The organism is Colwellia maritima (assembly GCF_022669015.1).
Taxonomy (GTDB): Bacteria; Pseudomonadota; Gammaproteobacteria; order Enterobacterales; family Alteromonadaceae; genus Colwellia; species Colwellia maritima.
In genome coordinates, this window is sequence record NZ_JAKKSL010000001.1 from 1,001,853 (window position 1) to 1,023,950 (window position 22,098).

General features: G+C 39.2%; 14 protein-coding genes, 5 tRNA genes, 3 rRNA genes and 2 pseudogenes. 20 read left to right on the forward strand and 4 right to left on the reverse strand.

All coding sequences use genetic code 11. From position 1 onward, the window contains the following. Positions 1 to 6: 6 nt before the first annotated feature. The 4 genes from rplP to L3081_RS05005 all read left to right on the forward strand — a co-directional run bounded on the left by rplP (position 7) and on the right by L3081_RS05005 (position 2,689). Positions 7 to 420, forward strand: a complete 414-nt coding sequence (gene rplP / locus L3081_RS04990) for a 50S ribosomal protein L16 (RefSeq protein WP_242283930.1) — start codon at positions 7 to 9, stop codon at positions 418 to 420. Continuing rightward, positions 420 to 611 carry a 50S ribosomal protein L29 gene (gene rpmC / locus L3081_RS04995; protein WP_159821672.1) on the forward strand — a complete coding sequence of 64 codons (192 nt, stop codon included), beginning with the start codon at positions 420 to 422 and terminating at the stop codon, positions 609 to 611. The genes rplP and rpmC overlap by 1 nt, the downstream gene beginning before the upstream one ends. Then, positions 611 to 862 (forward strand): 30S ribosomal protein S17, encoded by a 252-nt coding sequence (gene rpsQ / locus L3081_RS05000; protein ID WP_242283932.1) that lies wholly within the window; start codon positions 611 to 613, stop codon positions 860 to 862. The genes rpmC and rpsQ overlap by 1 nt, the downstream gene beginning before the upstream one ends. Before the next feature lie 585 nt (positions 863 to 1,447). Next, entirely contained in the window at positions 1,448 to 2,689 is a 1,242-nt protein-coding gene (locus L3081_RS05005; protein WP_242283933.1) for a malic enzyme-like NAD(P)-binding protein, read from the forward strand. Positions 2,690 to 2,930: 241 nt separating this feature from the next. Here the strand turns inward: L3081_RS05005 and L3081_RS05010 are convergent, their stop codons facing one another. Together L3081_RS05010 and sthA are read right to left on the reverse strand one after the other, a co-directional pair. After that, positions 2,931 to 3,476: a SixA phosphatase family protein gene (locus L3081_RS05010; protein WP_242283935.1), complete on the reverse strand. Its 546-nt coding sequence runs from the start codon at positions 3,474 to 3,476 to the stop codon at positions 2,931 to 2,933. Between the two features lie 47 nt (positions 3,477 to 3,523). After that, on the reverse strand, positions 3,524 to 4,954 hold the full coding sequence (sthA, locus tag L3081_RS05015) for a Si-specific NAD(P)(+) transhydrogenase (protein WP_242283937.1): 1,431 nt from the start codon (positions 4,952 to 4,954) through the stop codon (positions 3,524 to 3,526). Between the two features lie 257 nt (positions 4,955 to 5,211). Between sthA and fabR the strand changes: the two genes are divergently transcribed. Further along, positions 5,212 to 5,847: an HTH-type transcriptional repressor FabR gene (gene fabR, locus L3081_RS05020; RefSeq protein WP_242283939.1), complete on the forward strand. Its 636-nt coding sequence runs from the start codon at positions 5,212 to 5,214 to the stop codon at positions 5,845 to 5,847. 45 nt (positions 5,848 to 5,892) lie between these two features. Here fabR and trmA read toward each other — a convergent pair whose 3' ends face one another. Both trmA and L3081_RS05030 read right to left on the reverse strand, forming a co-directional pair. Continuing rightward, a complete protein-coding gene (gene trmA, locus L3081_RS05025; RefSeq protein ID WP_242283941.1) occupies positions 5,893 to 6,987 on the reverse strand; it encodes a tRNA (uridine(54)-C5)-methyltransferase TrmA in 1,095 nt (364 codons plus the stop codon). Positions 6,988 to 7,311: 324 nt separating this feature from the next. After that, entirely contained in the window at positions 7,312 to 7,776 is a 465-nt protein-coding gene (locus tag L3081_RS05030) for an RNA recognition motif domain-containing protein (protein ID WP_242283943.1), read from the reverse strand. Between the two features lie 765 nt (positions 7,777 to 8,541). Here L3081_RS05030 and L3081_RS05035 point away from each other — a divergent pair. The 15 genes and pseudogenes from L3081_RS05035 to L3081_RS05100 all read left to right on the forward strand — a co-directional run bounded on the left by L3081_RS05035 (position 8,542) and on the right by L3081_RS05100 (position 21,878). After that, positions 8,542 to 10,078, forward strand: a 16S ribosomal RNA gene (locus L3081_RS05035). Between the two features lie 86 nt (positions 10,079 to 10,164). Then, positions 10,165 to 10,240 (forward strand) — tRNA-Ala (locus L3081_RS05040). A 658-nt stretch (positions 10,241 to 10,898) separates the two neighbouring features. Then, positions 10,899 to 13,914, forward strand: a 23S ribosomal RNA gene (locus L3081_RS05045). 178 nt (positions 13,915 to 14,092) lie between these two features. Continuing rightward, positions 14,093 to 14,207, forward strand: a 5S ribosomal RNA gene (gene rrf, locus L3081_RS05050). Together the 16S, 23S and 5S rRNA genes with 1 tRNA gene alongside form the textbook arrangement of a ribosomal RNA operon. A 702-nt stretch (positions 14,208 to 14,909) precedes the next feature. Then, the gene (locus L3081_RS05055; protein ID WP_242283945.1) at positions 14,910 to 15,524 is read left to right on the forward strand and encodes an FAD-binding protein; all 615 of its coding nucleotides are present in this window, start codon (positions 14,910 to 14,912) and stop codon (positions 15,522 to 15,524) included. Further along, the gene (locus L3081_RS05060; protein ID WP_242283946.1) at positions 15,505 to 15,963 is read left to right on the forward strand and encodes a UDP-N-acetylmuramate dehydrogenase; all 459 of its coding nucleotides are present in this window, start codon (positions 15,505 to 15,507) and stop codon (positions 15,961 to 15,963) included. Before L3081_RS05055 ends, L3081_RS05060 begins: the two co-directional genes overlap by 20 nt. After that, a complete protein-coding gene (locus tag L3081_RS27990; RefSeq protein ID WP_338027118.1) occupies positions 15,956 to 16,543 on the forward strand; it encodes a biotin--[acetyl-CoA-carboxylase] ligase in 588 nt (195 codons plus the stop codon). Before L3081_RS05060 ends, L3081_RS27990 begins: the two co-directional genes overlap by 8 nt. Continuing rightward, a complete protein-coding gene (locus L3081_RS27995) occupies positions 16,506 to 16,934 on the forward strand; it encodes a lipoate--protein ligase family protein (protein WP_338027119.1) in 429 nt (142 codons plus the stop codon). Before L3081_RS27990 ends, L3081_RS27995 begins: the two co-directional genes overlap by 38 nt. Further along, a pseudogene (locus tag L3081_RS05070) lies at positions 16,931 to 17,651 on the forward strand (type III pantothenate kinase). The gene L3081_RS27995 and the pseudogene L3081_RS05070 overlap by 4 nt, the downstream one beginning before the upstream one ends. 151 nt (positions 17,652 to 17,802) lie before the next feature. Further along, positions 17,803 to 17,878: transfer RNA gene (locus L3081_RS05075), tRNA-Thr, on the forward strand. A 41-nt stretch (positions 17,879 to 17,919) separates the two neighbouring features. After that, a tRNA-Tyr gene (locus L3081_RS05080) sits at positions 17,920 to 18,004 on the forward strand. Between the two features lie 61 nt (positions 18,005 to 18,065). Next, positions 18,066 to 18,140, forward strand: a tRNA-Gly gene (locus L3081_RS05085). A gap of 16 nt (positions 18,141 to 18,156) precedes the next feature. Continuing rightward, a tRNA-Thr gene (locus L3081_RS05090) sits at positions 18,157 to 18,232 on the forward strand. Positions 18,233 to 18,319: 87 nt separating this feature from the next. Further along, positions 18,320 to 19,502 (forward strand): annotated as a pseudogene (gene tuf / locus L3081_RS05095) (elongation factor Tu). 663 nt (positions 19,503 to 20,165) lie between these two features. Further along, the gene (locus tag L3081_RS05100; RefSeq protein ID WP_242283948.1) at positions 20,166 to 21,878 is read left to right on the forward strand and encodes a potassium/proton antiporter; all 1,713 of its coding nucleotides are present in this window, start codon (positions 20,166 to 20,168) and stop codon (positions 21,876 to 21,878) included. Positions 21,879 to 22,098 lie beyond the last annotated feature (220 nt).

Sequence of the window (22,098 nt, forward strand, 5' to 3'; positions counted from 1 at the left end):
TCAGTAATGTTACAACCAAAACGTACTAAATTCCGTAAGCAATTTAAATTACGTAACCGTGGTCTTGCACAGGTTGGTAGTTCAGTTAGCTTCGGTACTTTCGGTTTGAAATCGGTTGAGCGTGGTCGTATGACTGCTCGCCAAATTGAAGCCGCACGTCGTGCTATGACTCGTCATGTTAAACGTCAAGGTAAAATCTGGATACGTGTTTTCCCTGATAAGCCAATTACCAAAAAACCTCTTGAGGTTCGTATGGGTAAAGGTAAGGGTTCAGTAGAATATTGGGTATGCCAAATTCTTCCTGGCCGTGTTCTTTATGAAATGGAAGGTGTTTCAGAAGAATTAGCACGTGAAGCATTTGCTTTAGCTGCTGCTAAACTTCCGTTTAAAACTACCTTCGTAACTAGGACGGTAATGTAATGAAAGCTAGTGAACTTAAAGCAAAAAGCATTGAAGAGCTTAATGCTGAATTACTAGAGCTTCTACGCGAGCAGTTTAACTACCGCATGCAGGCAAGCACTGGTCAATTAGCACAAACTCATTTGCTAAGAACTGTACGTCGCAATATTGCACGTGTAAAGACGATCATCACTGAAAAGGCAGGTAAGTAATGAGCGAAGCGAAAATCCGCACACTACAAGGCGTTGTTATCAGTAACAAAATGGACAAGTCTATTGTTGTAATGATCGAACGTCGCGTTAAGCACCCTATATACGGTAAATTTATCACGCGTTCAACTAAGTTGAAAGCACATGATGAAGCTAACGTATGTAACGAAGGTGATGTAGTAACCATTCGTGAAGTAGCACCAATTTCTAAGTCTAAAAACTGGACTTTAGTTGATGTTGTTGTAAAAGCTTAATCTATTAGATTAAATTTTATAATCGAAAAGTTATATAAAACCCTTATCATTTATGTGATAAGGGTTTTTTTTAATTTAAATTTAATACGTATATAATATCAATCTCAGCAACTATGCGAACATTTCTACTTGCTAAAATCACCAGTTACATCGTTATTTATTTAATAATTAGAACCACTAGTTATTGAAATAAATGAATTGTATTTGACGATTTTTTCTGCATATAAAGAAGATCACTTAATTAATGAAACTGGTATAATGTTTGAAAGGTTACGTAAAATAATTCAAGAAAACAATCATCTCCATGTGTAGTCTACAATATTAACCTAAACTTGTTTTTCAGTAGTTTAAGACCTGATTCGGTTATGATGTCATCATTTTGTTACTATTACTTTGATACAATAGTGGATATTACTTGAAGTAATGAGATTTTAGTGAGGAAAAAGATTATATTTAATATAGCATACAGCGATTTTATATAGTTAAATAAGCTTTAGATAGTCACAGAGAATGAAATAAACTATAAGAAGAAAAATAATAAAATTTAATATTTGTAGACTTACAACAACGCACTAGGGAAAAACAATGTCAGATATTCGTCAACAAGCACTTGATTACCATTCATTACCAACACCAGGAAAAATTAGTGTAGCACTAACGACTCCGGCTGAAACAAGCGAAGATTTATCACTAGCTTATAGTCCAGGTGTCGCTGAACCTGTTCGTGAGATAGCTGCAAACCCAGATGATGTTTACAAATATACAGCCAAAGGTAATACGGTTGCAGTAATTACTAATGGTACGGCTATTTTAGGTTTAGGTAATCTAGGTCCAATGGCATCTAAGCCGGTAATGGAAGGTAAATCTCTGTTATTCAAGCGTTTTGCTAATATTGATTCATTCGATATTGAAGTTAAACATAAAACTGTAGAAGAGTTTGTTAATACTGTTGCTAATATTGCGGATAGTTTTGGTGGTATTAATCTTGAAGATATTAAAGCGCCAGAGTGTTTCGCGATTGAAAAAGCACTCATTGAACGATGTAAAATACCTGTTTTCCATGATGATCAACATGGTACCGCTATTGTAACAGCTGCAGGGATGATGAATGCTTTAGATATTCAAGGAAAAGATATTAAGCAAGCTAACATCGTATGTTTAGGTGCAGGAGCGGCTGCTATTGCTTGTATGGAGTTACTCATAAAATGTGGCGCCCGGCGCGAAAAGATATATATGCTTGATACAAAAGGGATAGTACACACACGTCGTGATGACTTGAATGAATATAAAAAATTATTTGCAAACAATACAGATAAGCGAACATTAGACGATGCGATCACTGGTGCAGACGTTTTTGTTGGCGTTTCCGGACCGAATTTATTATCACAAGATCAAGTTAAATTGATGGCTGATAACCCAATCATATTTGCCTGCTCTAATCCTGATCCTGAAATTAGACCAGAAGAAGCTTTAGCTGCTCGCAGTGATTTAATCATTGCGACTGGTCGAAGTGATTACCCGAATCAGGTGAATAATGTGTTATGTTTCCCCTTTATATTTCGTGGTGCATTAGATGTACGTGCACGGACTATAAATGATGAAATGAAGGTTGCAGCTGTTCATGCTATTCGTACTTTAGCTAAAGAACCAGTACCTGCAGAAGTGTTATCTGCTAGTGGTGACAAAGAGCCGGTTTTTGGTAAAAACTATATTATTCCTAAACCAATGGATTCACGCTTATTAGCTACGGTTGCAAGAGCTGTAGCACAGGCAGCAATAGATTCTGGAGTAGCGGCTCTACCGATGCCAGATAATTATATGCAGTAGCTTTATTAAGTAAATGAAGTATGAAGGGCTAGTTATGTTTTATAAATAGCCCTTTTTTTATATCTTAATTATACCAATCTCACTAACTATGTGATCATTTCTACTTGCCAAAATCACCAACAACTTCGTTATTTATTTAATAATTAGAACAACTAGTTATTGAAATAAATGCCTTGTATCTGGCAATTTTTCTATGTATAAAATGCATCACTTAATTAATGAAACTGGTATTAGAGGTTTGTTAGTTTAAGGTTACTAAACAATTCAGTGGCAGTTGAAAAATGGTGAGTAGCGGTTGTTCGTTAACAAAATGAACTTGATAAAGGTATTGAAAATCTTGTTCCGTTAATGGGGGGATTTTTTGATTAGTTAACAACTCAACTAATTGTGGTGTTGTATTACTATGACCAACGACTAATGTATTTTCATGCTTTTGCTGTAATATTAAAGCTAACTGGTCTAATTGTTTCGGATTATAAATTTTTATGGGTCTATTGTTTAAGTCAGCCAGTGGCTTTGATGTTTGCATGGTCCTTTGGTAACTTGTGCTATAGATTGAAGTAATATTTGTTTTTGACAACATATTAGCTAACATCTCCGCACGTCTCTTACCGCAACTTGTTAATGAAGGATTCTCTGCATTGTTCGTCTTCTCAGCGTGTCTCACTAAATAAATACTATAATTATTAACTGCTACGCGGGATAACTCAGTAGAAATAAAATGATTACAATTAGAGTTTTTGTCACTGCAGATTCCTTCATTCAATTTTTTTGTGTTGTTCAACACTAGAGGCTCAAATATTGAACCTCTAGGACAAGCTTATTTCTTAATGATTAGAATAAACGATTTAATCCGTTTAAAGCCGCAACACGAAAAGCTTCTGCCATTGTTGGATAGTTAAACGTTGTATTAACAAAATATTCTATCGTATTCCCACCATTAGTTTGTTGCATAATTGCTTGGCCTATATGAATAATCTCTGCGGCGTTTTCACCAAAGCAATGAATACCTAAAATTTCTTTAGTTTCTCGATGAAAAAGAATTTTTAAAGAGCCGACTAAACTGTTAGCAATTTGGGCTCTTGCTAAATGTTTAAATTGTGCTCTACCAACTTCATAAGGTATTTTAGCTGCTGTTAATTCCTGCTCAGTTTTACCAACAGAGCTAATTTCAGGGATTGTGTATATACCAGTAGGGATGTCAGCGATTAACTTAGCATTGCTTTGATGGTCAATCATTGCTGATGCTGCTAGCCTACCTTGATCATATGCAGCACTAGCTAAACTTGGATAACCAATTACATCACCAACAGCATAGATGTTTTCTATCTTAGTTTGATATTGATTATTTACTTTCAATTGTCCGCGACCATCAGCTTTTAAGCCGGCATGGGTTAAGTTTAAATCCTTTGTATTACCGGTACGCCCATTGGCAAAAAGTAAACAGTCAGCACGCATTTTTTTACCAGACTCTAAATGAACAACAACAGATTTGTCACTCGTTTCAACACGTTCAATTTGTTCCCCATGTCGAATTACTACACCGTTATTCCACAGGTGATAACTCAGTGCATCTGATATTTCATCATCTAAGAAAGAAAGTAGCCGATCCCTAGTATTAATTAAATCTACTTTAACACCTAGGCCACGAAATATAGAGGCGTACTCACTTCCTATTACACCTGCACCATAAATAATGATAGAACGGGGCTCATGTTTCAGTGAAAGGATAGTATCAGAGTCATATACTCGAGGATGTGAAAAGTTGATGTTATCTGGGCGATATGGATATGACCCTGTTGCTATTACTATTTTTTCAGCTGTAATTTTTTCTATAGAAGCATCATCTTTCACTATTTCAATCGTGTTAGAATCAATAAAAGATGCGTTACCTGTGATTACGGTTACTCTGTTACGGTCATAAAATCCACTTCGCAGCTGAACTTGTTTGCGTATAACTTCAGAAGCATGAGAAAGTATTTCAGCGCAGGTTAAACTTTTAGCTTTATCGTGTCCTCTAAATAGTGGGCTAGCATTGTATTCAGTTAATCGACTTACACTTTGACGTAATGCTTTAGAGGGAATAGTTCCCCAATGTGTACAGCCACCGCCCACATCTTTATAACGTTCTATAATTGCCACGTTTTTATGTTTTTTAGAAAGCTCCATTGCCGCACCTTCACCGCCTGGACCTGTGCCAATTATGATGACATCATAATCATAAGGTTTCTCTTCTTTTTTCTTCAGTGCTTTGGCTTTAGTCAAAAGGTTTTCCTCAAGTTCTGCGTTTGTTGCTATTTATCGGAAAATTTTAGCAGGATTTATACATTATGGTAAGAAAATAGATCACTATTTTATTACCCCCTAGATGAGTTGCTATAATGTATTTAGGTATGTCGATATCGTTTTTCATATACATTATGCCTTGATTCATTTGTTTTTATCGGTTTGCATTGTTTTTCTGCATATTGAATCTTGATTAAAGTATGATATCGATAGAATATGTTTAGGAGTGTGTGACAATGAGTGGTGTTCGTGCCCAACAAAAAGAAAAAACACGGCGACTATTGATAGATGCAGCGCTAAATCAGTTGAGTGCAGAGCGAAGCTTTTCAAGTTTGAGTTTGCGTGAGGTAGCGAAAGAAGCAGGTCTTGCACCTACATCATTTTATCGCCATTTTAGTGATATGGATGAACTTGGTTTGACGTTGGTAGATGAAGTCGGATTAACGTTACGGCAGCTGATGCGTCAAGCAAGACAGCGTATTGCTAAGGGGGGCTCGGTGATTCAAATATCAGTTGAAACTTTTATGGAACTTATAGAAAGTAATGGTAACGTTTTTAGATTGTTATTGCGTGAGCGCTCAGGAACATCTGCGGCTTTTAGGGCTGCTGTTATAAGAGAAATTCGCTATTTCACTATGGAGCTATGTGATTATTTACAACAAGCTAATGATCTTGATTCAGATGTTGCTTACATGCAGGCTAACGCGGCTGTAACCATTGTATTTAGTGCAGGTTCAGATGCGTTGGACATGGAAAATAAAGCAGAAAGAACACATTTATCAAAGCAAACAATTCAACAATTACGATTTATTGCTCGTGGAGCCGCTGAGCTTAGTGATAGGCGAAAAGGAGCAAGAAAGGCAACAAAGTGATGTTGTTGCTTCTTTTCACCTATCGTAAGTGTTAAGGATTTAGGGTTATTTTCGTATGAGAACAATGCCTGTTTCAATATGCGCGGTGTAAGGGAATTGATCAAAGAGTGCAAATTTTTCAATCGCGTGAGTTTTAGTTAAATCAAGTAAGTTTTCTTTTAATGTATTAGGATTACAAGATATATAAATGATTTTATTAAAACGACTAACTAAGGCAACACTTTCCTTGTCAAGACCCGCTCTAGGGGGATCAACTAATACAGTATCATAATTATATGCAGTTAAGTCGAAGCCCTCTAATCGTCTGAATTTCCGTTCGGCATTCATTGCTTGGCTAAATTCTTCACTAGACATTCGCACTATATCAATATTGTTAATATTGTTTGCTTTTATGTTGATTTGTGCTGATTTAACGGATGTTTTTGAAATTTCAGTACCTAATACGCGATCAAAATTTTTCGCTAATGCAATACTGAAATTTCCGTTGCCACAATAAAGTTCAATTAAATCTCCGCCTGAATTAGTTGTTGCTTGCTGAGCCCAGAGCAACATTTGCTCATTAACACCGCCATTGGGTTGTGTAAAACTGTTTTCAACTTGTTGATAAATATATGTATCACTACCAACAATAAGTGACTCCATCACGTAATCTTTATCAATAATAATTTTTTGTTTTTTTGCTCTACCTATTATATCTACAGGAGCAATTACCGATAAGTTAGCTTTTAGTGCTTTAGCTTTTTCCTCCCATGTGGTATCTAAAGGTTTATGATAGAGCATGCTAATCAGTAGCTCTCCACTTAACGTTGAAAGAAAATCTACTTGAAACAGTTTGAAACGTAATTCGTGTTGATCTTTAATTATTATCAGTAAAGCTTTCATGGCCTGATTAATCAGCCGGCTTGCAACCGGGAAATCCTCAACTTTATATTTTTCTTTTGTTTCACTGTTAAACATAATGTAAAAGAGATCATCATCTTGATGCCATACCCTAAATTCAGCCCGTAAACGATAATGTAGAGGTTTTGATGTGAAAATTTCAGCAGAGGGTAAGTCAAAACAAGAAAATAAAGTTGTCATATCTTGTTTTTTATCCGCTAATTGATTTTCATAGTTATCTGGGTGTATATAACTAAACATATATGTTTACCTTATGATGATACTTAAATGTGAGTGCTGAATTTTAGTGCCGGAAGAAACAGGTATATTAACGAGCGCAATTTTAGCGTTAGTTTATATTTTGTCTAGTACTGAGTAGATACTTATTCAAGCTAAGTTGTTTATCGACTGTATAATAAAATAGTTAGTGCATATAATAAAGCAAGGGTTGGTTTAAAGAGGTAGAATCAAATTTAAAAATATAAGTGGTATATTATTTACCATAGAATGTAATGTATAAGAAAAGAAAAACCCGATATGTCTCGGGTTTTGAGTTGATAAAGATTAGATGTAACAGAATTATGTTTATTCAGAGGTATCAGATCGCTCAGGGCGTTCTTTTGCTTCTCTAACCTTTAAAGTACGTTCTTTGAATTCAGCATCATTTAATGATTCAATCGCTTTGTCTATACCGTCGGCTGACATTTCTACAAAACCAAAACCACGACGTTTACCTGTATGCTTATCCTTCATTAACCTAACTGACTCCACTGAGCCATAAGTTGAAAATAACTCACGAACAGTTGTTTCATTTGCTCGGTAAGGTAAATTACCAACATAGAGGGTTTTTATATCAGCGGTAGGATGATCAGTTGGAGAACTTGCTTGAGGATTATCAGATCCAATGTTTACTATTAAAGCAACAAAGATACTGACAAAAACAAAAACAGCAATAACTACGGGTGTAGCTGTTATAGAACTAAAAACAAAAAAAGCAATAATAGCAAAAATAGCAGCTATCACAATTGTAGAGATATTCGGAGACTTCATAATGGATACCTAATTATTATTTTATTTAATTTATATAGAACAAAATGTAAAAAAGAAATTTACAATTCTATGTTACCCACCTTTTATCATTGTGCAACAATAAGTGTAAAAAACATGCAATATAAAGTGTAAAAATGATTATTAGCTCGATATAACAGCATTTAGTTCAATTAACATGCGAACAAATAAAAACATTAAAATAATGCTTGATCCTTTCTGAAAGTTCTCTACAATGCGCTCCAGTTCCAAGGGGTTCAGCCAAAAAGCTTAACCAACTGGATGTTTTGATAAGTTATCTCATTACTTACTCAGTAAACAAGTTAACTTAACGTTTTAAAATGAAAAGCTTGGAAGTTTAAAAAAACTTTTAAATAAATTCAAAAAAACGTTGACATCAAAACTCGGAAGCGTATGATACGCATCCTGCTTCGGGGCAACAGCAACGAAGCAAAGGTTAATTTCAAAGTAACGAACGAATGCGATTCTTACTTATCTTCTTAAGAAGATGTTCTTTAACAATTAGTTATCATGCAATTTGTGTGGATACTCACATTAACTTGTTTTTACATAGTTCTTTAGCTTTTATTAGCGAGAACAAAAAAACGCTTTAATGAATGATGTTCACATAAATGAATACTTTTCTTCGGAAAAGTAATACTTATATATGTAATGCGTATCAAATTTTTTGATACACGACAGAATTCATTGAGCAGTAACACATCATTATTACTTCGGTAAAAAGGGTGAGGTTACACAAACGATTTTTAATTGAAGAGTTTGATCATGGCTCAGATTGAACGCCGGCGGCAGGCTTAACACATGCAAGTCGAGCGGTAACATTTCTAGCTTGCTAGAAGATGACGAGCGGCGGACGGGTGAGTAATGCTTGGGAATATGCCTTATGGTGGGGGACAACAGTTGGAAACGACTGCTAATACCGCATAACGTCTACGGACCAAAGGGGGGATCTTCGGACCTCTCGCCATTTGATTAGCCCAAGTGAGATTAGCTAGTTGGTGAGGTAATGGCTCACCAAGGCGACGATCTCTAGCCGGTTTGAGAGGATGATCAGCCACACTGGGACTGAGACACGGCCCAGACTCCTACGGGAGGCAGCAGTGGGGAATATTGCACAATGGGCGAAAGCCTGATGCAGCCATGCCGCGTGTGTGAAGAAGGCCTTCGGGTTGTAAAGCACTTTCAGTAAGGAGGAAAGGGATGTAGTTAATAACTGCATTCTGTGACGTTACTTACAGAAGAAGCACCGGCTAACTTCGTGCCGGCAGCCGCGGTAATACGAGGGGTGCAAGCGTTAATCGGAATTACTGGGCGTAAAGCGTTCGTAGGCGGTTGATTAAGCAAGATGTGAAAGCCCAGGGCTCAACCTTGGAACTGCATTTTGAACTGGTCAACTAGAGTACTGTAGAGGGTGGTGGAATTTCCAGTGTAGCGGTGAAATGCGTAGAGATTGGAAGGAACATCAGTGGCGAAGGCGGCCACCTGGACAGATACTGACGCTGAGGAACGAAAGCGTGGGGAGCGAACAGGATTAGATACCCTGGTAGTCCACGCCGTAAACGATGTCAACTAGCCGTTTGTGGTCTTGAACCGTGAGTGGCGCAGCTAACGCACTAAGTTGACCGCCTGGGGAGTACGGCCGCAAGGTTAAAACTCAAATGAATTGACGGGGGCCCGCACAAGCGGTGGAGCATGTGGTTTAATTCGATGCAACGCGAAGAACCTTACCATCCCTTGACATCCAGAGAAGAGACTAGAGATAGACTTGTGCCTTCGGGAACTCTGTGACAGGTGCTGCATGGCTGTCGTCAGCTCGTGTTGTGAAATGTTGGGTTAAGTCCCGCAACGAGCGCAACCCCTATCCTTATTTGCCGAGTTAAGTCGGGAACTCTAAGGAGACTGCCGGTGATAAACCGGAGGAAGGTGGGGACGACGTCAAGTCATCATGGCCCTTACGGGATGGGCTACACACGTGCTACAATGGCAGGTACAGAGGGCAGCAATACCGCGAGGTGGAGCGAATCCCACAAAGCTTGTCGTAGTCCGGATTGGAGTCTGCAACTCGACTCCATGAAGTCGGAATCGCTAGTAATCGTAGATCAGAATGCTACGGTGAATACGTTCCCGGGCCTTGTACACACCGCCCGTCACACCATGGGAGTGGGATGCAAAAGAAGTGGCTAGTTTAACCTTCGGGAGGACGGTCACCACTTTGTGTTTCATGACTGGGGTGAAGTCGTAACAAGGTAACCCTAGGGGAACCTGGGGTTGGATCACCTCCTTATCTTGAAGTAAAAACGATTAATGAAAGCCTCGGCTTTACGAGTATTCACACAAATTACATGATAACAAATTAGAAGAAACCCTGATGGGGCTATAGCTCAGCCGGGAGAGCGCCTGCCTTGCACGCAGGAGGTCAGCAGTTCGATCCTGCTTAGCTCCACCATTTTGATTTTTATGGCGTTACTTGAATACTCGCATAAGAGACACTATGCGTCGTATCCAAAAGCCTTGTAAAAAACAAAATCACCATCTGATCTTCTTTAATTGAACAAAGAAGCCAAATTTAAATTATCTTTTTGATAAATTAAATTTGGTTTTTTAAACCAAATTTCTTAGCGAATGCGACTAAGAGATGAGTTCTTTAACAATCTGGAAAGCTGATATAAATACCGATATTTATAGGGCAAGCACGGTGTCGCGCTGTTGCTCGCATAACTATAAATATCAAGCTGTTATTTATCCAATATCGTGGGTAAGTAATGGTGATAAGGCGTTCTCCTCGAATGTCTTATCAAATTGTTTTTAACGTTTGTTTTTAAACAAATGTTATGAGCTCTTATTCAAGTAACTCATCACTTTTATTTAGCAATAAATGAAGTGAAGTGCGTGAAAATGTCAGACTTTACAATTAACTCGGTTTAGTCACCGAGTAGTCTAAAATGTTTGAAATGTCTTTTCTCTTATTATAAGAAAAATGATTTTTCGCAGGATTTTGGCTTGTTAGACAAGGCGCTTATTTGTGACGTGTAGTTTCTTCTACACAAACACGTAAGCAACACAGTATAACAATCAAAAGACAATGAAACAATTTGGGGTTGTATGGTTAAGTGACTAAGCGTATGTGGTGGATGCCTTGGCAGTTAGAGGCGATGAAGGACGTGTTAATCTGCGATAAGCGTTGGTAAGGTGATAAAAACCATTATAGCCAACGATTTCCGAATGGGGAAACCCACCTGTCATAAGGCAGGTATCATTAAGTGAATACATAGCTTAATGAGGCGAACCGGGAGAACTGAAACATCTAAGTACCCCGAGGAAAAGAAATCAACCGAGATTTCGTTAGTAGCGGCGAGCGAACGCGAATCAGCCCTTAAGCTTATTGGGCGCTAGTGGAAGGTTCTGGAAAGGACCACGATACAGGGTGATAGTCCCGTACACTAAAGCAACCTTTAAGTGAAATCGAGTAGGACGGAGCACGTGAAACTTTGTCTGAATATGGGGGGACCATCCTCCAAGGCTAAATACTACTAACTGACCGATAGTGAACCAGTACCGTGAGGGAAAGGCGAAAAGAACCCCTGTGAGGGGAGTGAAATAGAACCTGAAACCGCATACGTACAAGCAGTGGGAGCCAAATTTAGTTTGGTGACTGCGTACCTTTTGTATAATGGGTCAGCGACTTATATTCTGTAGCAAGGTTAACCGATTAGGGGAGCCGTAGCGAAAGCGAGTGTTAACTGCGCGTTTAGTTGCAGGGTATAGACCCGAAACCCGGCGATCTACCCATGGGCAGGTTGAAGGTTGAGTAACATCAACTGGAGGACCGAACACACGTATGTTGAAAAATGCGGTGATGACTTGTGGGTCGGAGTGAAAGGCTAATCAAGCCGGGAGATAGCCGGTTCTCCCCGAAATCTATTTAGGTAGAGCCTCGGATGGACACCACTGGGGGTAGAGCACTGTTAAGGCTAGGGGGTCATCCCGACTTACCAACCCTTTGCAAACTCCGAATACCAGTGAGTGATATCCGGGAGACACACTGCGGGTGCTAACGTCCGTTGTGAAGAGGGAAACAACCCAGACCGCCGCCTAAGGTCCCAAAGTACTAGTTAAGTGGGAAACGATGTGGAAAGGCATAGACAGCTAGGAGGTTGGCTTAGAAGCAGCCACCCTTTAAAGAAAGCGTAATAGCTCACTAGTCGAGTCGGTCTGCGCGGAAGATGTAACGGGGCTAAACTAGTCACCGAAGCTGCGGATTCGAGCATATCACTAAGCTATTTTAACTAACGTTATTTTTCACATGTTACTTTATGTAAAAAAGTAAAATAACGTTCAAGCAACCCGAACGTCAATCGGTTGCGGGGTTAAAGTTGAGATGATTTAGAGATATGCTCGAGTGGTAGGGGAGCGTTGTGTAAGCCGTTGAAGGTGAATTGAGAAGTTCTTCGGAGGTATCACAAGTGCGAATGCTGACATGAGTAACGATAAGGGGAGTGAAAAACTCCCCCGCCGAAAGACCAAGGTTTCCTGTCCCATGTTAATCAGGGCAGGGTAAGTCGGCCCCTAAGGCGAGGCGGAAACGCGTAGTCGATGGGAAACAGATTAATATTTCTGTACTTCTATATATTGCGAAGGAGGGACGGAGCAGGCTAGGTGAGCACAGTGTTGGTAATCTGTGTGAAAGTGCGTAGGCGGGAGTTTAGGTAAATCCGGACTCCCTTAAGGCTGAGACACGAGACGAGACTCCAAGGAGTTGAAGTCATTGATGCCATACTTCCAGGAAAAGCTTCTAAGCTTCAGATATATAGGAACCGTACCCCAAACCGACACAGGTGGTTAGGTAGAGAATACTAAGGCGCTTGAGAGAACTCGGGTGAAGGAACTAGGCAAAATAGTACCGTAACTTCGGGAGAAGGTACGCCCTCAATGGTGATGGAATTTACTTCCTAAGCGATGGAGGGTCGAAGTAACCAGGTGGTCGGAACTGTTTATTAAAAACACAGCACTGTGCAAAATCGAAAGATGACGTATACGGTGTGACGCCTGCCCGGTGCCGGAAGGTTAATTGATTGGGTTAGTTTTCGGACGAAGCTCATGATCGAAGCCCCGGTAAACGGCGGCCGTAACTATAACGGTCCTAAGGTAGCGAAATTCCTTGTCGGGTAAGTTCCGACCTGCACGAATGGCGTAATCATGGCCACACTGTCTCCACCCGAGACTCAGTGAAATTGAATTTGCGGTTAAGATGCCGTATACCCGCGGCTAGACGGAAAGACCCCGTGAACCTTTACTATAGCTTGACAGTGAACATTGCTCCTACATGTGTAGGATAGGTGGGAGACTTTGAAACTTCGTCGCCAGATGGAGTGGAGTCAACCTTGAAATACCACCCTTGTATGCGTGATGTTCTAACCTAGGGCCCTGATCGGGCTTGGGGACACTGTCTGGTGGGTAGTTTGACTGGGGCGGTCTCCTCCCAAAGAGTAACGGAGGAGCACGAAGGTTGGCTAAGTATGGTCGGACATCATACGGTTAGTGCAATGGCATAAGCCGACTTAACTGCGAGACAGACACGTCGAGCAGGTACGAAAGTAGGTCATAGTGATCCGGTGGTTCTGTATGGAAGGGCCATCGCTCAACGGATAAAAGGTACTCCGGGGATAACAGGCTGATACCGCCCAAGAGTTCATATCGACGGCGGTGTTTGGCACCTCGATGTCGGCTCATCACATCCTGGGGCTGAAGTCGGTCCCAAGGGTATGGCTGTTCGCCATTTAAAGTGGTACGCGAGTCGGGTTTAGAACGTCGTGAGACAGTTCGGTCCCTATCTGCCGTGGGCGTTTGAGAATTGAAGAGGGCTGCTCCTAGTACGAGAGGACCGGAGTGGACGAACCACTGGTGTTCGGGTTGTCATGCCAATGGCATTGCCCGGTAGCTACGTTCGGAACTGATAACCGCTGAAAGCATCTAAGCGGGAAGCAGGCTTTGAGATGAGTTCTCACTGGAGCTTTAAGCTCCCTAAAGGGTCGTTGGAGACTACAACGTTGATAGGTCAGGTGTGTAAGGGTTGTAAGGCCTTGAGCTAACTGATACTAATTACCCGTGAGGCTTAACCATACAACACCCAAGTGGTTTTGTGTGAAGACTGACAAATAAAGGCTATGAGAATAGCAACATCACGCACGTGAGACTTGAATGAATAAATGTATTTATATCGTAGGTAAGAATATTCTTGCTTAAGTGTTTTCCAAGATTGCTAATTACCAACGTAAGTTGAGTGATTAAAAAGTTTTTGTTTAGCGACAATAGCACTGTGGTACCACCTGACTCCATTCCGAACTCAGAAGTGAAACGCAGTAGCGCCGATGGTAGTGTGGGAGTTCCCATGTGAGAGTAGGACATTGCTAAACTTCTATTTAGTTTTGAAATGAAACGCAGTAGCGCCGATGGTAGTGTGACTTATGTTGCAGTAAAGCCCATGTGAGAGCGTAGCGGGACATTGCTAAACTTCTATTAAGAGAAGCCCGATTCGAAAGAGTCGGGCTTTTTGCTGTGTGGGAATTTAAAATAAAATTAACGACAATTGCACAGCAGCAATAATAGCGCAGTGGCACCACCTGACTCCATTCGCATATACTGCCGCGGCGCCCAGAAGTGAAACGCAGTAGCGCCGGATGGTGGAAAGCGTGTGGGTGTTCTTCTCTTTAGGTGAGATTAGGACATTGCTAAACTTCTATTATTAAAAGTATAGTAAGCGTCTGCTGAACGACACCAAGCCCGATTCGAAAGAGACGTGATTTTTGCTGTATGAAATTTAAAACAGGTTAATTGAAGTCACAGAGACACTAGCACAGTGGCACCACCTGAATCCATTCGCATATACTGCAGCGGCGCCCAGAAGTGAAACGCAGTAGCGCCGGATGGTGCAAAGCGTGTGGGTGTTCTTCTCTTTACGTAAAAATAGATCACTTAATTAATGAAACTGGTATTATTGATAGAGTGATCTTGTTTTTGTTTTGCTCAAACATTAGCGAACTTTTAATGCTTTCATTGGCGTTGATCTGAATATTAAGTACAATATCTACATTCAAATTTATCCATATGGAAAAGCAATGGAATTGATTAAACAGTTTTCTTTGCAACATAATAATAGTTTTAATATAAAGACTGTTTCACCCATACTATATCAGCTAAATTCATTACGTGATTTATCTGAAATACCTGACTTAGATGCAGAGTGTTTTTATATATTAGGTGAAGGTACAAACAGTTTATTTGTAGATACTATTGCCCCTGTGATCATTAAGCCGGCTTTTAAAGGGATTTCAATATCAGAAAATGATACTAATTACATAGTTAATGTCGCTTCAGGTGAAAACTGGCATGATTTAGTGACATCGTGTGTACAAAAAGGAATAAATGGCTTAGAAAATCTGGCTCTAATACCGGGTAGTGTAGGTGCAGCACCAGTACAGAATATTGGAGCTTACGGTGTTGAGTTTTCTGACTTTTGTATTCAAGTTAATTGGTATGACTTCTCTAGTAAGACGATAAAGTGCTTAAATAGTCGTGATTGTCTGTTTGGTTATCGAGAAAGTATCTTTAAGAACGAATTTTTCAATAAAGGTATTATTACTGAAGTGTCATTGTCACTCCCGAAAATATGGCAACCAAAATTATCTTATCTTTGGCTTACAGGATTTAGGATTGAACCCAAGTGCTTTTGAAGTGATGGATCAGGTAATTAAATTACGTGAGTCTAAACTTCCGGATCCCAAGTTGCTACCTAATGCCGGCAGTTTTTTTAAAAACCCACTTGTCAGTCAAGAAAAATTGTTATATTTACATAGTATCTATCCTAACATGCCATTTTTTCCACAAGATATAAATCAAGTTAAGCTTGCAGCAGGTTGGCTCATAGACCAAGTTGGAATGAAAGGTTTTTGTAAAGATGGTGTTGGGGTTCATGAGCATCAAGCGCTTGTTTTAGTTAATTACGCAAGTCAAAATGGAAAAGATATTGTAGCATTAGCTAAGTTAATTCAACGTAAAGTTTTTGAATCTTTTGGCATATTACTTTCTCCAGAAGTGCATATGGTTACATCACAAGGTAAAGTCGATTTTGCCGATTTACCTCCAACTTTTGAACGGAACTGTTATGACTAAAACAGTAAGAGAGCATATTATTCAAGCCCTTGCTGAAGGCAGTTTTGTTTCTGGTCAAACACTTGGTGATGAACTCAGTATAAGTCGAACTGCAATTTCTAAGCACATTAAAGCATTGAATGCTATGGGGTTAGATATTTATAGTGTGACAGGCAAAGGATATAAATTATCTGAACCATTAAATCTATTGTCTAAACGTAGGATTGCTGAATCATTAGCTAACTCGGATGACTTATATGATATTGAAGTCCATAGTCTGATTGATTCAACTAATAGTTATCTGATGCGTCGTTTACCTAATCAATTATCACAAGGGCAAGTATGCTTAGCAGAATATCAAAGTCTTGGTCGTGGTAGGAGGGGACGGCAGTGGATTTCTCCCTTCGGATCTCAAATTTACTTATCAATATATTGGTATTTAGAACAAGGTTTATCTGCGGCAATGGGTTTGAGTTTAGTTGCTGCCCTAGCAGTTAGTGATGCTATTTATGAATTATCAAACATTCAGGTTCAATTAAAATGGCCTAATGATATTTATCTTGATGGTGTTAAATTGGGTCGGTATATTAATCGATCTTGAAGGTCACGCACTAGAGCCAAGTCATAGTGTAATAGGTATAGGGTTAAACCTAAGTATGCCGGTACAAGCTGCATTAAAGATAGATCAAAAATGGACAGACTTAAAATCTCATTGCAAAAATGAAATTGATAGAAATGATTTAGCGGCTAAGTTGATATACCATCTCATGAAAAGGTTGAAGCAACAACAAAACGACGGATTGTCTACGATGGTTGGTGAATGGCATAAGCATGATTTTTATTTAGACAAGCCAGTGAAATTAATAACTGGTCAACGAGAAACAATAGGTATTTGCCGAGGTGTAAATAGTCAAGGGGCACTAATGCTTGAAATTGAAGGCGTATTGAAACCTATATATGGTGGAGAAGTAAGTTTACGAGGCTTAGAATGATTGTTTTAGTTGATGTTGGTAATACTAGAACAAAGTATTGTTTTGTTAATGAGGGAAAACGCACAACGATACTTAGTATTCTGACTACCCAAGTAACTGAGCCATTTTTATCTGAAACTTTTAAAACGGCATCACGGTTATTGGTTGCAAGTGTAAGCCATGCGCTGATAGCGGAAAAGATAAAAGAATGGTGTCAAGTTAATCGAATATCTTATCAACGGGTAGTGAGCGAAAAGCAAAAAAATACTATTACATCTGGGTATGAAATCCCGAGCCAATTAGGAGTAGATCGTTGGTTAACACTAATTGGTGCAACTAATTCGTTTCCAAATTGCAATATTTTAATCATTGATGCAGGTACAGCAACGACTGTGGATTTCGTATTAGCTACAGGGGAGCACCAAGGGGTGGATTTTGGCCGGAATTAATACGCTTATTTCTAGTGTATTAGATAAAACAGCACAAGTTAAAGCTGATGGTATACAAAATGAAAGTACAGAATTTGGTCTAAATACGTCAGATAATGTAAACAATGCAGCTTTAGCTGCAACTGTAGGTATGGTGAATTTAGCAATATCTAAAATAGAAGAACAAAGAATTGTTATTGATAAAATCATTTTTACTGGTGGAAATGGATATCTATTGTCGTCATTATTCCCTCATCATTGCAATGTTATCGATGAACTCGTGTTTCTGGGTTTAGAAGCATATATTTAGTCCTTAGTACTATGAATCATATGAGCTTTGGATAAAAAAACATCAAACGCACACTAAACCATCCTTAAAGTAGAAAAAACATGAGTTTTTTTGAAATTTACACTTGCAAGGGGCAAAACATTACTCTAGAATTCGCACCACTTAATGTAGTGCCGACTTAGCTCAGTTGGTAGAGCAACTGACTTGTAATCAGTAGGTCGCCAGTTCGACTCCGGCAGTCGGCACCATTAATACTACTCTGTTTTACTAGAGTAGAGAAAAATATACTGGAGGGGTTCCCGAGTGGCCAAAGGGATCAGACTGTAAATCTGACGGCTCCGCCTTCGGTGGTTCGAATCCACCTCCCTCCACCATATTTTTCATTTATGCTTATTAGTAAGTGTAAATGTAAACAGAAATAATCTGATAGAGTTAGCGGGTGTCGTATACTGGCTATTACCTCAGCCTTCCAAGCTGATGAAGCGGGTTCGATTCCCGCCACCCGCTCCAATCTTTGTAAATGAATGCTGATATGGCTCAGTTGGTAGAGCGCACCCTTGGTAAGGGTGAGGTCGGCAGTTCGAATCTGCCTATCAGCACCATTCAATAGATATCTATCCTATTATTTCCACATAAACATATAGTAAATGTAAAACTAAACTTAATTTTATACCCAGAGGTATTTTAAAATGGCTAAAGCAAAATTTGAACGTAATAAACCACATGTAAACGTTGGTACTATCGGACACGTTGATCACGGTAAAACAACTTTAACAGCCGCTATCTCTGCGGTATTAACAAAAGTTCACGGTGGTGAAGTTAAAGATTTCGCACAAATCGATAATGCACCAGAAGAGCGTGAACGTGGTATTACAATCAATACATCTCACATTGAATACGATACAGAAACACGTCACTACGCACACGTAGATTGTCCAGGCCATGCTGATTATATCAAAAATATGATTACTGGTGCTGCACAAATGGATGGTGCTATCTTAGTAGTTGCTGCTACAGATGGTCCTATGCCACAAACACGCGAGCACATCTTATTATCACGTCAAGTTGGTGTACCTTACATCATCGTTTTCATGAACAAATGTGACATGGTAGATGACGAAGAATTATTAGAATTAGTAGAAATGGAAGTTCGTGAACTTCTATCTGAATATGACTTCCCAGGTGATGATTTACCAGTAATTCAAGGTTCAGCTTTGGGTGCACTTCAAGGCGAAGAGAAGTGGGAAGCTAAAATAATAGAACTTGCTGACCAATTAGATACCTACATTCCAGAGCCAGAGCGTGCAATCGACGGAGCATTCATCATGCCAATCGAAGATGTATTCTCAATTTCAGGTCGTGGTACCGTAGTAACTGGACGTGTTGAACGTGGTATCATCAAAGTTGGTGAAGAAGTAGAAGTTGTAGGTATCCGTGATACACAAAAATCAACTTGTACAGGTGTAGAAATGTTCCGTAAGCTTCTTGACGAAGGTCGTCTTGGCGAGAACTGTGGTGTACTTTTACGTGGTCTTAAGCGTGAAGATGTTGAACGTGGTCAAGTATTATGTAAGCCTGGTTCAATTTCACCTCATACAAAATTTGAATCAGAAGTATACGTACTTTCTAAAGATGAAGGTGGCCGTCATACACCATTCTTTAAAGGCTACCGTCCACAGTTTTATTTCCGTACAACGGATATCACTGGTTCAGTAGAGCTTCCAGAAGGTGTTGAAATGGTAATGCCTGGTGACAACTTGAAATTTGTTGTTGAGCTAATCAACCCAGTAGCGATGGATGAAGGTTTACGCTTCGCAATCCGTGAAGGTGGTCGTACTGTAGGGCGGTGTTGTTTCATCAATCATCGCTTAATTGAAGGTTTATTTGCAGCTACCCTTGCGTTAACTGCGTTGTGGATACTCATTGACTAGCGTCAACGCCGTGTCCATGCCTTGTTATCCCATCGGTTATCAAGCAAAATAAAACTCAAATACGTTAAATGAAAAGGTCGCTTCTGCGGCCTTTTTTGTTTTATTATTGTAAATTAATCTTCATTAGTGACTATTTCACAAACACAGATTTATTTTGTGCCTTTCTGGCAATTCATTAAATTAAAATACTTTGTTCTTCATCTAATCATTTTAATAATTGCTAGTGACCCATCTATAAATTTACATTCTGTTGCAAACTAATTGAATGAAATAAATATCAAATGAAATAATATGTTAAGGCTATTTTTTGGTAAAATAGGCTTAGAAATACAACTTTAAATTAATAGTAGTGTATTACCTAGTAGTGCATTACCTTTTATTTTTGAGAAATCAATATGAATTATGCTTACCTATACTGAGTTTTGTAATGTGATTAGTATGCGGCTATGTTTTTTTGAGGTTTATTTTATTTGTCTCTAAAAATAATTGTTAGGAACTAATGCTATAATCATTAGTAAATATGCAATTCGATCTTATTTTTAAAGACATGATTAAATATTTCGGCGATGAGGTTTTTCTTGTTAGCCCTTAGTGAGAGTTGTCTATGTTTTTAGTTGACCAAATAATATTGTTGGCTGCGGTCTTGATTTTATTGGGGGTAATCTCAAGTAAATTATCAGCACGTTTGGGGTTGCCTGTACTTGTTCTGTTTTTACTCGTCGGTATGCTTGCCGGTGAAGATGGGCCAGGGGGGATATTTTTTGATAATGCAGAGGCCGCTCATTCCTTAGGTACATTGGCTTTGGCTGTCATTTTATTTGATGGTGGCTTACAGACACCATTTAAAGCGATTAAACAAGTATGGAAGCCCGCTTCTGCTCTGGCAACTTTTGGTGTATTAATCACTGGTATTGTGACTGGTTATGCAGCTGCATATATTTTAAAACTCCCGTTATTACAAGGCATGCTCTTGGGGGCCATTGTGGGCTCTACAGATGCTGCCGCCGTTTTTTCATTATTGAGAAATGCGGGCATTCACTTAAATAGTAAATTAAAGGCCACGTTAGAAATAGAGAGTGCTTCAAACGATCCTATGGCGATTTTTTTAACGATCGGTTTGTTAGAGGTCCTTGTTAATGACATGAAGCCAGGTACAGGCCTATTAGTTATGTTTATCTCGCAGATGGGGTTAGGTGCTGCTGTTGGGTTAACTGTAGGATGGTTATCAGTAAAATTGATTAATGGAATTCATCTCGTTTCAGCAGGGTTGTACCCGGTGCTAGTAGCTGCCTGTGGCATGTTATCATTTGGGATCACAGCAAATATTGGTGGTAGTGGGTTTTTAGCTGTATTTATTACCGGTGTTGTAGTAGGTAATAGTCGATTTGTTTTTCAACGTAGTACATTTCTATTTCACGATGGCTTAGCTTGGTTAAGTCAAATTACTATGTTCGTGGTGCTTGGCTTATTAATCACACCGACATCTTTACTAGACGTTTGGTTTGAAGGCCTTCTTATTGCCTTAGTGTTAATTTTTGTTGCTAGACCACTGGCCGTTATTCCTGTTCTAGCTATATTTGGTTTTAATCTACGTGAAATTGCATTGGTTTCCTGGGTTGGGTTAAGAGGTTCTGTACCTATTATTTTAGCAATATTTCCATTAATATTTGGATTACCAGGTGCAGCACTTATTTTTAACGTGGTCTTTTTTGTTGTGTTAATTTCTGCCACGCTACAAGGTTCAAGTTTAGCTTGGATGGCAAGAAAGTTGAAATTAACATTAGCCCCTCCTGTCACACCTGCAGCTACCCTTGAAATTACAGCACTTGGTGAAGTGGATGCTGATATAGTCGAATATAGTTTAGGGCACACATCACCTGCGGTTGGACGACGAATTTCACATTTAGCACTTCCTGAACATGCAGTTATTGCAATGATCAGTCGTGATAAAAAAGTAATTGCACCACGAGGTTCTACGCTCTTGCTAGCAGAAGACCAAATCTTTATTGTACTTAAACCTGGAATACGACCTTTTGTTGATTATGTGTTCTCGGGCGCACTCGGTAATGAAAATGAAGAATTACCGCATAGGGAGTTGCGGGTTAAAGGTTATACCTGTATTTCTGATATAGAACTTTCTTACGGTATTAAAATCGGCGAAGGGCATGATACTTTAGACCACGTTATAAAATCCTCTCATCATTCAGAACTATACATTGGTGCAATTGTTCGGTTAGATAATATCTGCTTATATGTGCGTAATATGTTGGATGAACGTGTTACAACGGTAGGTATAGTGATGGAGGTAAAAGAATAACTGCTTTTTTTATAATTTAACTAAGTGCTTCACATCGTTTTTGTCAAGGGATAAGGGGGCTATCATCACATCTAATGGATTATCTTGTAAATATCCCTTGAGTAAACTGATTGACTAAGTATAATAGCGCCTCACTTCTCGAGTATCTCTTAATTCCCAACAAAACTAAGATTAGCCCGATAAGTGTAACTATTGCTTTGGCAGATAATATCTGTCTCAT

Coding starts and splice junctions, on each gene's coding strand:
- L3081_RS05030 (WP_242283943.1), bottom strand. CDS start 7,776: ATGAAGTCTCCGAATATCTCTACAATTGTGATAGCTGCTATTTTTGCT.
- rpsQ (WP_242283932.1), top strand. CDS start 611: ATGAGCGAAGCGAAAATCCGCACACTACAAGGCGTTGTTATCAGTAAC.
- L3081_RS05005 (WP_242283933.1), top strand. CDS start 1,448: ATGTCAGATATTCGTCAACAAGCACTTGATTACCATTCATTACCAACA.
- L3081_RS27990 (WP_338027118.1), top strand. CDS start 15,956: ATGACTAAAACAGTAAGAGAGCATATTATTCAAGCCCTTGCTGAAGGC.
- L3081_RS27995 (WP_338027119.1), top strand. CDS start 16,506: ATGGTGTTAAATTGGGTCGGTATATTAATCGATCTTGAAGGTCACGCA.
- L3081_RS05100 (WP_242283948.1), top strand. CDS start 20,166: ATGTTTTTAGTTGACCAAATAATATTGTTGGCTGCGGTCTTGATTTTA.
- rpmC (WP_159821672.1), top strand. CDS start 420: ATGAAAGCTAGTGAACTTAAAGCAAAAAGCATTGAAGAGCTTAATGCT.
- L3081_RS05055 (WP_242283945.1), top strand. CDS start 14,910: ATGGAATTGATTAAACAGTTTTCTTTGCAACATAATAATAGTTTTAAT.
- fabR (WP_242283939.1), top strand. CDS start 5,212: ATGAGTGGTGTTCGTGCCCAACAAAAAGAAAAAACACGGCGACTATTG.
- trmA (WP_242283941.1), bottom strand. CDS start 6,987: ATGTTTAGTTATATACACCCAGATAACTATGAAAATCAATTAGCGGAT.
- rplP (WP_242283930.1), top strand. CDS start 7: ATGTTACAACCAAAACGTACTAAATTCCGTAAGCAATTTAAATTACGT.